Genomic DNA, 12,951 nt, shown 5'->3' on the forward strand with positions numbered 1-12,951 from the left:
AATAAGTGTCAGACTGCCTTTTTCCGCGCTCCGCTGCCGCGCGGGGCGCGCGCCAAAAGGCAGTCTGACACCACTGTTGTCGACAGCCTCGACGAAAACGTAGATCTGAGAATACGTGGCAGACTGCTTTTCGCGAGCTACGCGACCAAGCGGGGTCGGAGCAAAAATGTAGTCTGACACCATTGTTCAGGTGTCCAGAAAGAATACGTGTCAGAGTCCCTTTTGCGAGCTACGCGACCGCGCGGGGTCGTAGCGGAAAGGTACTCTGACACCATTGTCTGACACGGCCGATATTCCGCCTGCGATCTACCCCCAGAATCGCCGTTCCATCTCACGCCGCAGCTACCGTGCACCTGCCGAGCGCATCGCTCGCCTACCTTTCAGCGCCCGCCCCCTGCCGATCGTCCTATAAACACCTCCATGATCAAAGGTGTGGCGACGACGCGTTGAATCGGCCCCTATACTCGCTGCCAATCGAATACAGGCGCACGAGCCGACAGCCCGACACCGGGATGGGCTCGATCAATAAATGGGCGATGAACAAGGAGTGTTCGCGTGATTGAGTATGCCAAGGCTGCAGACATCGCCTGCATCGAGAATGTCTTCATCGACCAAGTTCAGAAGAAACGCATCGCCGCAGGCCAATGCCCCGCGCGCCGCCCTGTCTTTCTGCGTCTGCACGGGATCGCCCACGCCTATCTCGACGTGTTGCCGGTTCCTGAAGGTATTGCGGCTATCGGGCTGTTCGCAAAGCCTGCCCGCCATACTGCCTGGGTGCGTTTTTCCAGCGACATTCCCGATGGCAAGCCGGATTTCAAGAGCACCGTGGGGGTTTCGTTCAAGCTGTTCGACGTTCCCGGAAAGAAAAGCCTTGAGCCGGACCAGCATGCGCCCACCGTGGATTTTCTGTTCCAGAACTACCCGGTGTTCTTCGTCGATGATGCCGCCGGTTTCTGCCGCTTTCTCCAGGATTCGAAATCCTATATTGCCCAGCACCCGGCGACCGGAAAAATCCTCGCAGAGATGGAGAAAGTCGTGCCCACGGTGCTGGGCGAAAAGGTCTGGAGCGTCATCCCGTTTCGCTTCGGCAATACCTACTGTAAATACCTGCTCGAACCGGAACACGTGCCAGACCCGGGAAGTCCCGATTACAACGATCCCGATTACCTCGCCAAAGACCTGCAGCTGCGGTTGGCCAACCAGTCGTTCCGCTATCGGCTGTTGATTCAACTCCAGCGAGATCCGCTCCGGATGCCGCTGGACCGGGCCACTCAAGACTGGGCCGAGAGCCTTTCCGCGCCAGTGCACGTCGCAACCCTCACTCTGCCGGCCCAGAATATTAATGCCCACAGCCAAGCCGTCTACGGCGAAGGTCTGGCATTCAATCCGGCACGGACGCTACGGGGCTTCGAGGCGGTCGGCAGCATTGCCGAGGCGCGCCGACTCATTTATCGGGTCTCGGCCGACCTGCGTCGTGATGTCAACGGTCAGGTTGTCGGCGAACCTCAGGTTCCCCGCCCCGAGGTGCTACCGGTGACCCCAGCGAACCAGCCATGAAACGGCCCGCCTGACCCGATCACCACGACACGAGGATACTGCCATGCAAGACCAGAACCAGACCCTGGCTCCGACCAGCCCAGCTATCCTGGACAGCGTGGTGCGTGCCGCCATTCACCCAGCGATCGGTATCGCTCGCCTGGGCAACAGCCGCGAGCCTGACGGCTACTTCATCGGACCGGAGGTCGACGACCCACCGCCTAGCGAAGCCGGCACGCTGCGCGATGACGCGGGCGCAATCAAACGCCAGGCGGCGCGCTTCCGGATATATGGCTATAACGCCGCAGGCGAGGTAGTGGCCGAGCTTACCGGGCAAAACGCCTCGATCGAATGGCAGGTGCATCTGGCCAACCGCAAGGCCCAGTGGTATTCCTTTGTGCTGGCGCTGGACGTGCCCCAGGCCCGTGATCTGCAGGTGCCGCTGCGCAACCCCGACGTGATCGGCGACGCGCGCAAGGCGCTGGCGATCGACCCGGGGCCGCGCACCATCAGCGGCTTCGAGCAACAGGGCGAGGCACACCACTTCGACTCCGGTACGTTCCTCGGCGTCCCCGTCCCGCTGGGTGAGCTGCGCACCGACCAGGCCGGGCGTTTGCTGGTGCTCGGTGGCTTCGGCAATTCGGGCTCACCGCGACATACACCGATCTTCGACCCGGCTAACCCGCAGACCTTTGCCAACGCGCCTGGTTGGCACGATGACACTGCCGATGGCCCGGTCCGCGCCAAGGTCTTCATAGGCGGGCGCTGCATCGAGGCCGAGTCCGCCTGGGTGGTTTGCGCCCAGCCGAACTTCGCGCCCAATACCGTTGGCTGGCGCACCATGCACGATCTGCTGTTCGACACCTATGTGCAGTACGGCTGGCTGCAGGCGCCCGAGCAAGTCTCCTTCACCCGCCACGTGCTGCCCGTGCTGCAGCGGATGAGTGGACTGCAGTGGGTGAACAAGGGGTTCGCGGCAGTATTCGGACCCGGCTGCCCATTCGATTTTCAGAACCCCGAACTGCTGCTGAAGCTCTCGCAGAAGCCCCAGTGCGGTGACTTCGACACCTATGGCCAGTTGCGCCGCAGCGTGTTCAACGCCTTCCGCGCCAGTGATAACGCCCTTTATGACCCGCGCTCCTGGCCGTGGATCTACGGCGACACCTTCGGAGAAGCGGAAACCGCACCCAGCCACATGCTCAGCCCTTCCAGCGTGCGCGGCCAGTTGCTGGCGCGCTGGGTGAACGGCGATTTCATCGCCGACTGGTGCCCGCAGCGGGCGCCCGTCCACGAACTGGACCAGGTGCCCTTGGCCGACCAACCCGCCATGCTCGACAAGGCAGCGCTGGATTTTTGCGTCGCCGACGCCTTTCACCCGGGCATCGAAATGAGTTGGCCCATGCGCCATCTTTCGATGTACCGCGCGCCATGGCGCATCAAGGAGGCCCATGCGCACATCCCGGAGCCCGACTACGGCCCCCTGCTCTCTCAGAGTCAGGTGCTGTCGCCCGACGGGCCGCTCAATGCCCAGTCGCCTGGGGGCCTGAGCCGCTGGATGGCGCTGCCATGGCAGGTCGACGCCACCGGTTGCCGGTCAGGGTATGACCATACATACGATCCCTACCTGCCGACATTCTGGCCGGCGCGCGTGCCGAACCAGGTGCTGACCGAAGAAGACTACCTGGTGGCCGTGGATACCACACAGCCACGAGAGTTACGGCTCGCCGCGTTCAACCGGCGCGAGCACTGGGACCGCAACCTTGCCGGCACCACCTTCGCGGAAAAAGCCCAATGCATGGCGGAGCACTTCGGTGACATCGGCATCCTGGGCGTGCGCCCCGGCGTGGACGATGATCCGGATCTGCCATCATGCATGCAGGTCGAGTCGCGCAATGCCGCTCTGCAACGGGCACCGCGCGTACCCGGCGCGCAGTCGACAGGCAATGCGGCGCTCGACAAGTCGCTGCATGAAGCGGGTTGGGAAAGCCTGGAGCATTACCGGCAGGCGCTGAGCCGGTTCCAGCGCTGATGCCCGACGTGCTGGTCATCGGCGCTGGCACCGCCGGCGCCGTTATCGCACGGCAACTGGCCCTGGCGGGACTACAGGTGATGCTGGTGGACGAGCCCACCGCTGGCTTCAAGCCCGGCGAAAGCCTGCCCGGCGCAGCCAAACCTCTGCTGCGAGACATGGGGCTCCTCGGCGCACTGGACGACAGCGCGGCATTGCCCAGCTACGGCAATCTGGTCAGTTGGGAGGATGAAACGTTAAGGGAAACCGATTTCATTCGGGACCCCAACGGCTTGGGCTGGCACCTCGATCGCGCTGCATTCGACGCATGCCTGCGGATCGCTGCACAAGATGCGGGCGTGTGCCTGCACCATGGCCGGATGCGGCATGTGATACGCCGTGCGGATGGCTGGCAGGTGGCGTGGCAGGCCCTGTCTTTTCGAGATGGCCATGCCGCATTGCCGCTCCCGCAGCTCGACCCACGGCCAGGCCAGACTACCGCACGCTTCCTGGTCGACGCCAGTGGCCGTCATGGAGTATTGGGCCGCCGGCTCGGCATCACCCGTACCGTCGATCCGGGCCTCATTGCCGTGTATGCCACCGCCGCGATCGAGGGAGAGGATCTGCGCACGGTGCTCGAAGCCACGCCACAGGGCTGGTGGTACAGCGCCCCCCTGCCCGGCCGCAGGTGCATCGCCGTATTGCACACCGGGCCGCAGCAAGTCTCACGCTTGGCGCATCGACAGACCGAATGGTTGCGGGCCCTGAGTGCGACGCGCCATATCCAGCGCTTCTGCCCGCCAACAGCCGACTGGACCACACTATGCGCCACAAGCGCCGCTGGCTCGGCACTGGATGTGGTGCATGGGCAAGGGTGGCTCGCCGTAGGCGATGCAGCTCTGGCGTTCGATCCACTGTCGTCGCAAGGCATCTTCAATGCGCTGTACACCGCTTTGCGCGGTGCGCAAGCGGTGGTGGCGGAGTTCGAGGGGCGGGATGGCCCTGCGTCCGGTTACGCCGCGCAGCTACAGCGCGTGCGCGAACAGTACCTACAGCGGGTTGGCCATTTCTACAGGGCTCAGCCGCGCTGGCATGACCAGCCGTTCTGGGCAGCGCAGCGAGCGCGGTACCGTTGAGGTGGACTGCGCAAGCTGGCGCCTCGCGCTGGCAGACATGCGGTCTGCAAGGCGTTGCAACGTGGGTCTTCGATTGAGGCTTGGGGTGATCTGGCTATCTTGGCTATCAGACTACGTTTTCGACAGCTTCATCGAAAAGGCAGTCTGACACCATTGTTCCGCGATGCAACGTAGGCCGTCGACTGCGGCCGGGGGTGATCTGGCTATCTTGGCTCTCAGACTACGTTTTCGACAGCCTCATCGAAAAGGCAGTCTGACACCATTGTTCCCATTGTTCCAACTATCGCCTTTGCAATCGCTCAGGCTTCCCCGCTTGCGAACTCAGGCCAATGCCTTCTGAGCAGTCCGCCGAACCCGGCGGCGATACCACCAGCTGAGCCCCGCCCACACCAGCGCCCAAGCGCCAAGGATCGCGCCCATGAAGGGCCAGAAGATAAAGGTGGAGACATCCTCCCAGCCTGGCGCCGTCCGCTTGAGCCCGATGGGCGCGCTGATTTCCAGCTCAACCTGTTCGCCCTGAAGCGCAGGCCCGACTTCCTCCACCGTGAACGTAAGCTGCGAAGTCCCCTTCGCCAGCTTCGGAAAAGACGGCGTGGTCTCCAGCAGCGTGCCATCGGCATGGCTCTCAGGCCAGAGCTTGCGGTAGAAATGCGTGGCGCTGTTGCCGCTGCGCGGAGCCGCGACCACCACGACGTCCAGTCCCTTGCCATCGCGCACCCGAATCCGCACCGGCTCTCCGGGGTTGATCAAGCCCCGCTTCGCATCCGGCGCGCCCACGCGTGTCGTGTATTCCCCCAATTCGGGCCGCTCCGTGCCCATCGGGCCGCCGAAACGCGCCTCCATCCACAGGGGCGCTTCGCGGATTCGATAAACCTCGGCATGTGCTGTCTGACCGGCCGTAAGCGTGATCGGCGCCAGCGTCGCGTCGGCCGATGGTACATACCGGAACATGCCAACCGCGAACCACGCCATGGCGGTCAGCCAAAGCACCCAACCCGCCACCAGCGACATTTTGCAGAACGTGCGCCACATACCGTGCCATCCAGGATTTGCCAGCGACAGAGATTAACGCAATTGGAGTGGGAGATTCGGCGCGCTGCCATCGACGGACGCAAGTGCAATATTGCGGCTTGCAAATCGCGGCGCAGGCAGGATTATTGCCGAGCGAAAAGGTAGTCTGACACCATTGTTGTTCCGAGCGAAAAGGTAGTCTGACACCATTGTTGTTCCGAGCGAAAAGGTAGTCTGACACCATTGTTCCAAGGCCGCTGAGTGGCAGGCCTGATGCAACCGAAATGCCTGGCGACAAGGTTTCTGATACAGTGACGCGCGATATAAAACAAGCTGGGGCTGCTTTGCGGCCAGGTTGCATCGGGCATGTCCGAGGCGCGCAATAAGGCATTTCAATGACATGCCGCGCCAACACCCATCTCTCAACAATGAACCCTCGGGGTAATGGTCAAAATGAGAAAATTTGCGCTGTTTGTCGTCCTGCCTTCACTGCTCGCGGGATGCACTACTGGACAGATGAACATGCTGACGGGCACGCGGAACAAGACCTACAACGATGTCAATGCAGTCTGGGTCGGCAGCACGGAAGAACAGCTGGTTTCCAAGTGGGGACCTCCCAAGAAGAGCTACACGCTTGAAAGCGGGGCGAAAATTATTTCGTACGAGGACATCTGGGGCCCTATCTCGGCATATCACGTGTGTTCAGAGAAATTCATGATCGAAAAGGGCATGGTGACCAAGTGGGGCATTTCGAATTGCCCTGACCGGATTTCGGGCAAGGTTCCGAAAGACACGCCGATTCCCCAGCCGACCCTGTAGCGGGAAGCGTTCTGGGGTTGCCCAGCGCGTGATGAGGGGGCTGGTTATGCGCGCCCCTGTTCTGTTGGTGCTGTTTGTCCGAGCGGACGGTATGAGTCTGCGCCGGACAATGCAGCATCAGAGTGGGCGGTTTCCAAACCAGGCGGAAAAGCGCAACAGATAACCATCGGGGTCCTGCACTAAAAACTGTCGCGCCCCAATCTCGATTTGCTCGCTTCGACACCAGCACTGCGGCGGTTCCCGTAAAGCAGCTAACCGGCGTCCAGTAAACGCTTGTGCAAGGCGTCGATCGTCTTCGCGTTGATCTCGAAGTTAACGCCACGCCCGAAAGGCGCTTCGAGAGGTCCTGTGATCCAGCCGTCGTCGCCGCGGACCTCTTCGAGCATGAGCTGTGCACCCTCGCTGTCGAGGAAGAAAAACGCCTCCTCTTCGCGCTGATATACGCCTCGAACGCACAGAGATCGGCCAGAATTGCCGGCTTCGCGCGATGTCTCGAACCATCGGTTCCGGGACCATGCGCGCACGGTGTGATTTGTCTTCCATCTTGTTCTCTTGTTGGCGTTGTAAGACGGCTGTGGATTCAAGGCGCGTTGGAAGAACCGACGTTTAGACCGAGAGCACACCCTTCTATCTATTTTCCGTTCTCCACGCCATCCGCGGGCGTCTAACGGCGCGAGAAATATCTTCAAGCTGACGGGAACCTGAATGAGAGATTGCGGTCCATTCTCAACCCCGGCGTCGCCGTTCGCGCGGCGCGGGTTTGGAGAACGTCATCATGGTTGGATTCGGTATCGCGCTGGCACTGGTGGGCCTGGCGAGTTTTTATGCGGCGTGGAGCTCGCGTCGGGAAGGCTGCGCACGGCGCGACACGATGGCGCTGGGCATGGTTGGGGTGAGTTCGTCGGTGGTCAGTGTGCCGTTTTTGCTTTAAGGCTCGGGAGGCCGGTTGTCGCGGCGGGGGCGTGTCTGAGCCGTCGGCGGGGCGCCTGTCGCACCCAGGCGGCCCTACCTTGCCGGCCTCACCCAGCTTGCCGCACCCTGGCGGGCCGCATCTAGCCCGCCGCACCTCTCTGGCCTCGTCCAGCCGGCCGCACCCAGCCGCCTTACCTTACCCGCTCTCACCAAGTCGACCTCACTTGCCCGACCGCACTTGGCCGCCCTCACTTGCCCGCCCGCACTTGGCCGCCCTCACCTGGCTGACCTCACTTAGCTGACCTCACCTGACTGACCTCACTTGGCTGACCGCGCCTCGCCGTCCTCGCCTCGGCCGTGGTGACCGAGCTGATCTACGCCGACTATCTCTCTGCCTTCGCGCGCCCCGCCGTCGAGTAGACGCTCGGCGTGTATCAGCAGTCGGTGTTCCTCAAAGACGACATCATCCCTCGTCTAGCCCCCCTCCAATCACGCCGCACGCACCAGCGCTTCCGGCGCCAGCATCCGCTCCTGCAGGTACTCGATCACGTGCCGCGCTCGCACCGACATCGGCCATTCCGCGCGGTGAATCCACCATAGGGTGTCCGCCACCGGCTTGCCGCAGTCCGAGACGTCGAGCGCGTCCTGGTGCGCATAGCACTGCCGCGCGTGGCGGGGAATCACGGTGAAGCCCAGGCCGCGGGCGACGGGCTCGAGCAGGAGCGCGACCTGGTTGCTGTAGCCGTTAACCGGCATGCCGTGCATGCCCGGGTTGCCCGGAAAGCGCCGCGCCAGCAGGCGCGTGGCCATCGCCTGGCCGTCGGGATGGTCGATGAAGCCCAGGGCCAGCAGGTCGTCCCAGGATTTGGGGCAGCGCCCGGCGGGTGCGACGAGCTCGAGTGGCTCGTCGATGAAGCGCTGCGCCACGATGCGCGGGTCGTCGGGCTTTAGGGTGACGAGGCCAAGCTCGTATTGCTTGTCGAGCACGCCCTCGAGCGCCTCGGGATCGGGCGCGAAGCGATGACGCACGACGATGCCCGGCCGCGACTGCTGGAAATCGAGCAGCAAGGGATAAAGCGCGAGGCCGATGCTGCCCGGCGTGATGAGGCTGACCTCGCCGCGGCAGGCGTCGGCGTCGGCGAGCCGTCCGTGCAGGCGGCGGTCGGCCTGCTCGAGCTCGCTGCAGTATTGCAGCAGCGCCTGGCCGGCGGGCGTGAGCTCGATGCGGCGGGTGCGGCGGATGAGCAAGGGGCCGAGTTCAGACTCGAGATGGCGGATGTGCTGGCTGACGGCGGCCTGGGTGAGGTCGAGGCGTTCGGCGGCGCGAGTGAAGCCGCCGGTCTCGGCGACGGTGCGGAAGGTCTGCAGCCATTGCGTGTTTAACATAAGCGATTTTAATCAATTCGATAAGCTTCCATTAGTTCAAATATAACCCGCGCCCGCCTAGACTGCGTGCACTGGCCGCTTGCATGGGCCCCCGGCCGCCGGCCGGTCCGTGCAGCGGCGTATCCCTTTCGCCGTAACGAGATTTCCGCATGTCTGCTCCCGCCCTCTTCACCCCGTTCACCCTCAAGGACGTGACGCTGCGCAACCGCATCGCCGTCCCGCCCATGTGCCAGTACTCCGCCATCGATGGCGTGACGAACGATTGGCATCAGGTGCACTATCCGTCCATCGCCCGCGGCGGCGCCGGGCTAGTCATCGTGGAAGCGACGGCCGTCGCGCCCGAAGGCCGCATCACGCCGAATTGCACCGGTATCTGGAACGACACGCAGGCCGAGGGGCTGGCCCGCATCGCCGCCGGCATCAAGGCGGCGGGCGCCGTGCCCGGCATCCAGATCGCCCACGCGGGCCGCAAGGCCAGCGCGAACCGACCCTGGGAAGGCGACGACCATATTCCCGACACGGATCCGCGCGCGTGGCAGACGGTCGCGCCGTCGGCCATCGCCTACGGTCCGGGCCTGGACAAGATGCCGCGCGCGATGACGCTGGCCGACATCGAACAGACCAAGGCCGATTTCGCGGCCGCCGCGCGCCGCGCCCGCGACGCGGGCTTCGAGTGGCTGGAGCTGCATTTCGCGCACGGGTATCTGGCGCAGAGCTTCTTCTCGGCGCACAGCAATCAGCGCGAGGACCAGTACGGCGGCAGTTTCGACAACCGCGCCCGCTTCCTGCTCGAAACGCTGGCCGCCGTGCGCGAGGTCTGGCCCGAAAACCTTCCGCTCACGGCGCGTTTTGGCGTGATCGAATACGACGGCCGCGACGAAGAGACGCTGTCCGAGTCGATCGAACTGACGCGCCGCATGCGCGACGGCGGGCTGGACCTGCTGAGCGTGAGCGTGAACTTCAACATCCCCGACACCAAGATTCCGTGGGGCCCGGCCTTCCTCGCGCCGGTCGCACAGCGCGTGCGCCGCGAGGCCGGTCTGCCGGTCGCGTCGGCCTGGGGCATGGATGCGACCGCCGACGCCGAGCGCGTGGTGGCGCAGGAACAGCTGGATCTGGTCATGATCGGCCGCGCGCATCTGGCCAACCCGCACTACACCTATCGTCTGGCGCAAGAGCTGAAGGTCGACCGCCCCGACTGGATCCTGCCGCCGCCCTACGCCCACTGGCTCGAACGCTACAAGGGCCCGGGCAAGGTCGCTCGCTAAGGCCAACCCAGCGCTCGCTAAAGGCGCATTACGCGCCGCAGCAGGCTGGCCCTGGCCTCGACGGGCACAGGTCTTGCTTCCCGCCCAGCGATCGCGGGCGCGCCGGCGTGGGGCCGGCGCGTCCCGCCTGGGAGACGCTGATGAGTTGGCTGGGAGAGATCTTCGCGCTGCAGGCCGGTGTGGGCGAGATGATGCTGCGGGGCACGACCATTTATTGGGTGCTGTTCCTGCTGCTGCGGATTTCGGGCCGGCGCGACCTTGGCTCGCTCGGCACCGCCGACCTGCTCGTGCTGGTGCTGGTGGCGGACGCCGCGGGCAACGCGATGTCGGGCGACTCGGATTCGCTGGGCGACGGCATCATCGTCGTGGCCACGATCGTCGGCTGGAGCTTCGTGCTGGACCGGCTCACCTATCGGCTGCCGCTGCTGCGCCGCCTGTTGGAACCGAGCCGGGTCTGTCTGGTGCGGGATGGCCGCATCGATATCGGCGGCTTGCGGCGCGAACACGTCAGCCGCGGCGAGCTCATGGAGCAGTTGCGGCTCAAAGGCATCCCCGCGCTCAGCATGGTGTATCGCGCCTATATCGAGTCCAACGGCGAGTTCAGCGTCATCCGCACGGACGACGCGAAATCAGGCAACGACTCCACGCTCGAGGAAGGCTGAGCGCGAGCCGCGCGGCCTCGTCGGTGTGGTACAGCTCGTGAAGCAGCACCGCGCGGGCCAAGTCGCCATAAGCCAGCTCGTGAGCGACCTCCCGTCGTCCTATTCGCTATGGGCGTGGTTCGTGAAGCAGCCCCGCCTCCCCCTAGTCGCCATGAGCCAGCTCATGCAGCAGCCCCGCCTCGAGCTGGCGCGCCACGCGGCCCAGGCCGCGGTTCAGTGGCCAGACGATGTCCAGATCCAGTCCGCCTTCCACGTCGACCGGCACGACAACCAGCCCGTGGCGCCGCGCGTAGAGGCCGCTCATGCTGTCGAGGATGGCCACGCCCAGGCCGCGCTCGGCGAAGGCGCAGGCGGCGGAATATTGATTCACCTCGATCACCGGTAGAAACGGCAGGCGCTCCTGTTCGAACTGCCGCGCGGTCAGCGCTCCGACCTGCAGATGGCGGCTGAGCGATATGTATGGCGTGTCCGCCAGATCGGCGAGCGCGAGGCGTTTGCGGCCGGCGAGCGGATGACCGGCCGGCATGACGGCCTGCAGGCTCAGGCGCGCCAGCGTACGCTGGCCGAGATTGGGTAGCGCGGCGGAGCCGATCACGATGCCGACATCGATGCGTTGATCGGCGGCCAGTCCGGCCACGCCCAGCGTCATGTCCGTGCGCACGCTTACCCGCAGACCGGGCTCGTGGGCCTGCAGCCAGGCCATCGCGCCGGGCAGGATGCTCGCGCCGACCGCGGCCACCGCGCCGATATCCAGACGGGCGTGCGCCCCGACCCGCATGCTGGCCGCCACGCGCTCGGCGTTGTCCATGGCCGCGAGGGCATGGACGATCTCGGGCAGCAGCATGCGCGCTTCCGACGTGAGCGCGAGCCGGCGCTTGTCGCGCGTGAACAGCGCGAACCCGAGCTTGTCTTCCAGCGACTTCAGCATTGCGCTCGCCGCGGGCTGCGACATGCCGGTGGCGGCCGCCGCCAACGTTACCGACCCCGTGCGCCCGACGGCTTCGAACAGTGCCATCTCACGTTTGTTCATGCGCCTCCGCCTTCATACATATCTCTGTATGAAATGACTCGATATATATATTTGACCATATCAACCGCGATCGCAGACACTTTGTCCACATCACAACAGTGCCCGCCGCCTCGACGCGGCGCGCGGCGATAAAGCGAGGAGACCACGATGGACAAGAAACTCGGCGTTTGCCCCCGCCAGCGGCTGGCCAGGCGTATCGCGCCCTGGCTGGGCGCCGCGCTGCTCGGTCTGGGGGCGCCCGTCCTCGCCGACAACACTTCGGCCGGTGGCACGATTCGCATCGTGGTCGGCGCACCGCCCGGGGGCGCGCCCGACACCGTGGCCCGCATCGTGGCGCAGCACATGCAGGTTGGCGGCCGCGCCGTGATGGTCGAGAACAAGAACGGCGCCGCGTCGATGATCGCCGCGGCCTATGTGGCGCGCGCGCGGCCCGACGGCAACACGCTGCTGCTCGCCAGCCAGACCACGGTGGCCGTCGCGCCCACGCTGCAGAACGTGACCACGTTCGATCCGCTCAAGGACTTTACCGGCGTGGCGCTGGTGGGCAGCGCGCCGCAGGTCCTGCTGGCCGGGCCCAAGTTGCGCGCCAATTCCGTGCAGGAGCTGATCACGCAGGCCAAGGCCGCGCCGGGCGAGATCGACTTCTGCTCGGGTGGCATCGGCACCTCGCCGTATATGGCGGCGGTGCTGTTTGCGCAGACGGCCGGCATCGAGCTGCACAGCATCCCGTTCGCGGGCGAGCAGGCGTGCATCACCGAGATGCTGGCCGGGCGGCTGCCCTTCATGTTCGCCAACGCGTCGACGGCCCTGCCCTACATGAAGGATCAACGGTTGCGCGCGCTGGCCGTGACGAGCAAGGAGCGCGTCGCGTTCGCGCCGCAGTTGCCCACCACGGCCGAGGCGGGTCTGAAGGATTACGAGGTCGCCACCTGGCTGGGTCTGCTCGCGCCGGCCGCCACGCCGCCCGATGTGGTCAACGCGTTGAATGCCGAAGTGCGGCGCGTGCTGCGCCTGCCGGATGTGCGCGAGAAGCTCGAAGCGCAGGGCTATGCGCTGTCGGACGACAGCCCCGCGGCCTTCACCCGCTACTACCAGACCGATCGCGACAAGTGGGTGCGGCTGATCCAGTCGGCCGGCATCAAGCAGAACCCCTGAGCGTCGCCCCTCCCATCCGTATCGCAGC

At 64.8% G+C, this 12,951-nt stretch carries 12 protein-coding genes; 8 read left to right on the top strand and 4 right to left on the bottom strand.

Annotated elements, in window-relative coordinates; translation table 11 throughout:
* Positions 1-555 precede the first annotated feature (555 nt).
* From CAL25_RS11145 to CAL25_RS11155, 3 genes are read left to right on the top strand one after another with little or no spacing between them, the layout of a single operon-like run.
* Positions 556-1,557: a hypothetical protein gene (locus CAL25_RS11145; RefSeq protein ID WP_094800019.1), complete on the top strand. Its 1,002-nt coding sequence runs from the start codon at positions 556-558 to the stop codon at positions 1,555-1,557.
* Positions 1,558-1,600: 43 nt separating this feature from the next.
* Positions 1,601-3,565: a LodA/GoxA family CTQ-dependent oxidase gene (locus CAL25_RS11150; protein ID WP_094800020.1), complete on the top strand. Its 1,965-nt coding sequence runs from the start codon at positions 1,601-1,603 to the stop codon at positions 3,563-3,565.
* The gene (locus CAL25_RS11155; RefSeq protein WP_094800021.1) at positions 3,565-4,680 is read left to right on the top strand and encodes an NAD(P)/FAD-dependent oxidoreductase; all 1,116 of its coding nucleotides are present in this window, start codon (positions 3,565-3,567) and stop codon (positions 4,678-4,680) included. The genes CAL25_RS11150 and CAL25_RS11155 overlap by 1 nt, the downstream gene beginning before the upstream one ends.
* A 321-nt stretch (positions 4,681-5,001) precedes the next feature.
* Here CAL25_RS11155 and CAL25_RS11160 read toward each other — a convergent pair whose 3' ends face one another.
* Positions 5,002-5,712, bottom strand: coding sequence for a hypothetical protein (locus CAL25_RS11160; RefSeq protein ID WP_094800022.1), 711 nt, complete (start codon positions 5,710-5,712; stop codon positions 5,002-5,004).
* A gap of 501 nt (positions 5,713-6,213) precedes the next feature.
* Here CAL25_RS11160 and CAL25_RS11165 point away from each other — a divergent pair.
* Positions 6,214-6,510 (top strand): hypothetical protein, encoded by a 297-nt coding sequence (locus CAL25_RS11165; RefSeq protein WP_249279025.1) that lies wholly within the window; start codon positions 6,214-6,216, stop codon positions 6,508-6,510.
* A 251-nt stretch (positions 6,511-6,761) separates the two neighbouring features.
* On the opposite strand, the gene CAL25_RS24515 is transcribed toward CAL25_RS11165, so the two are convergent.
* On the bottom strand, positions 6,762-6,896 hold the full coding sequence (locus CAL25_RS24515) for a hypothetical protein (protein WP_283162760.1): 135 nt from the start codon (positions 6,894-6,896) through the stop codon (positions 6,762-6,764).
* Between the two features lie 389 nt (positions 6,897-7,285).
* Here CAL25_RS24515 and CAL25_RS24225 point away from each other — a divergent pair, with 389 nt between their 5' ends.
* Complete coding sequence (locus CAL25_RS24225; RefSeq protein WP_170948465.1) at positions 7,286-7,441, top strand: hypothetical protein; 156 nt, start codon at positions 7,286-7,288, stop codon at positions 7,439-7,441.
* A 470-nt stretch (positions 7,442-7,911) separates the two neighbouring features.
* On the opposite strand, the gene CAL25_RS11170 is transcribed toward CAL25_RS24225, so the two are convergent.
* The gene (locus CAL25_RS11170) at positions 7,912-8,808 is read right to left on the bottom strand and encodes a LysR family transcriptional regulator (protein ID WP_094800024.1); all 897 of its coding nucleotides are present in this window, start codon (positions 8,806-8,808) and stop codon (positions 7,912-7,914) included.
* Positions 8,809-8,957: 149 nt separating this feature from the next.
* Here CAL25_RS11170 and CAL25_RS11175 point away from each other — a divergent pair, with 149 nt between their 5' ends.
* Both CAL25_RS11175 and CAL25_RS11180 read left to right on the top strand, forming a co-directional pair.
* Entirely contained in the window at positions 8,958-10,076 is a 1,119-nt protein-coding gene (locus CAL25_RS11175; RefSeq protein WP_094800025.1) for an NADH:flavin oxidoreductase/NADH oxidase, read from the top strand.
* A 140-nt stretch (positions 10,077-10,216) separates the two neighbouring features.
* Positions 10,217-10,738: a DUF421 domain-containing protein gene (locus tag CAL25_RS11180; protein WP_094800026.1), complete on the top strand. Its 522-nt coding sequence runs from the start codon at positions 10,217-10,219 to the stop codon at positions 10,736-10,738.
* Between the two features lie 142 nt (positions 10,739-10,880).
* Here the strand turns inward: CAL25_RS11180 and CAL25_RS11185 are convergent, their stop codons facing one another.
* The gene (locus CAL25_RS11185; RefSeq protein ID WP_094800027.1) at positions 10,881-11,768 is read right to left on the bottom strand and encodes a LysR family transcriptional regulator; all 888 of its coding nucleotides are present in this window, start codon (positions 11,766-11,768) and stop codon (positions 10,881-10,883) included.
* Positions 11,769-11,915: 147 nt separating this feature from the next.
* Here CAL25_RS11185 and CAL25_RS11190 point away from each other — a divergent pair, with 147 nt between their 5' ends.
* A complete protein-coding gene (locus tag CAL25_RS11190; RefSeq protein ID WP_094800028.1) occupies positions 11,916-12,923 on the top strand; it encodes a tripartite tricarboxylate transporter substrate-binding protein in 1,008 nt (335 codons plus the stop codon).
* The last annotated feature ends 28 nt before the right edge of the window (positions 12,924-12,951 follow it).

Source organism: Bordetella genomosp. 5, assembly GCF_002261315.1.
Taxonomy (GTDB): domain Bacteria; phylum Pseudomonadota; class Gammaproteobacteria; order Burkholderiales; family Burkholderiaceae_B; genus Bordetella.

Bases quoted from the DNA above. Each gene is read 5' to 3' on its own strand.
- CAL25_RS11150 (WP_094800020.1), top strand. From the start codon at position 1,601: ATGCAAGACCAGAACCAGACCCTGGCTCCGACCAGCCCAGCTATCCTG.
- CAL25_RS11155 (WP_094800021.1), top strand. From the start codon at position 3,565: ATGCCCGACGTGCTGGTCATCGGCGCTGGCACCGCCGGCGCCGTTATC.
- CAL25_RS11160 (WP_094800022.1), bottom strand. From the start codon at position 5,712: ATGTGGCGCACGTTCTGCAAAATGTCGCTGGTGGCGGGTTGGGTGCTT.
- CAL25_RS11165 (WP_249279025.1), top strand. From the start codon at position 6,214: ATGCTGACGGGCACGCGGAACAAGACCTACAACGATGTCAATGCAGTC.
- CAL25_RS24515 (WP_283162760.1), bottom strand. From the start codon at position 6,896: ATGCTCGAAGAGGTCCGCGGCGACGACGGCTGGATCACAGGACCTCTC.
- CAL25_RS24225 (WP_170948465.1), top strand. From the start codon at position 7,286: ATGGTTGGATTCGGTATCGCGCTGGCACTGGTGGGCCTGGCGAGTTTT.
- CAL25_RS11170 (WP_094800024.1), bottom strand. From the start codon at position 8,808: ATGTTAAACACGCAATGGCTGCAGACCTTCCGCACCGTCGCCGAGACC.
- CAL25_RS11175 (WP_094800025.1), top strand. From the start codon at position 8,958: ATGTCTGCTCCCGCCCTCTTCACCCCGTTCACCCTCAAGGACGTGACG.
- CAL25_RS11180 (WP_094800026.1), top strand. From the start codon at position 10,217: ATGAGTTGGCTGGGAGAGATCTTCGCGCTGCAGGCCGGTGTGGGCGAG.
- CAL25_RS11185 (WP_094800027.1), bottom strand. From the start codon at position 11,768: ATGAACAAACGTGAGATGGCACTGTTCGAAGCCGTCGGGCGCACGGGG.
- CAL25_RS11190 (WP_094800028.1), top strand. From the start codon at position 11,916: ATGGACAAGAAACTCGGCGTTTGCCCCCGCCAGCGGCTGGCCAGGCGT.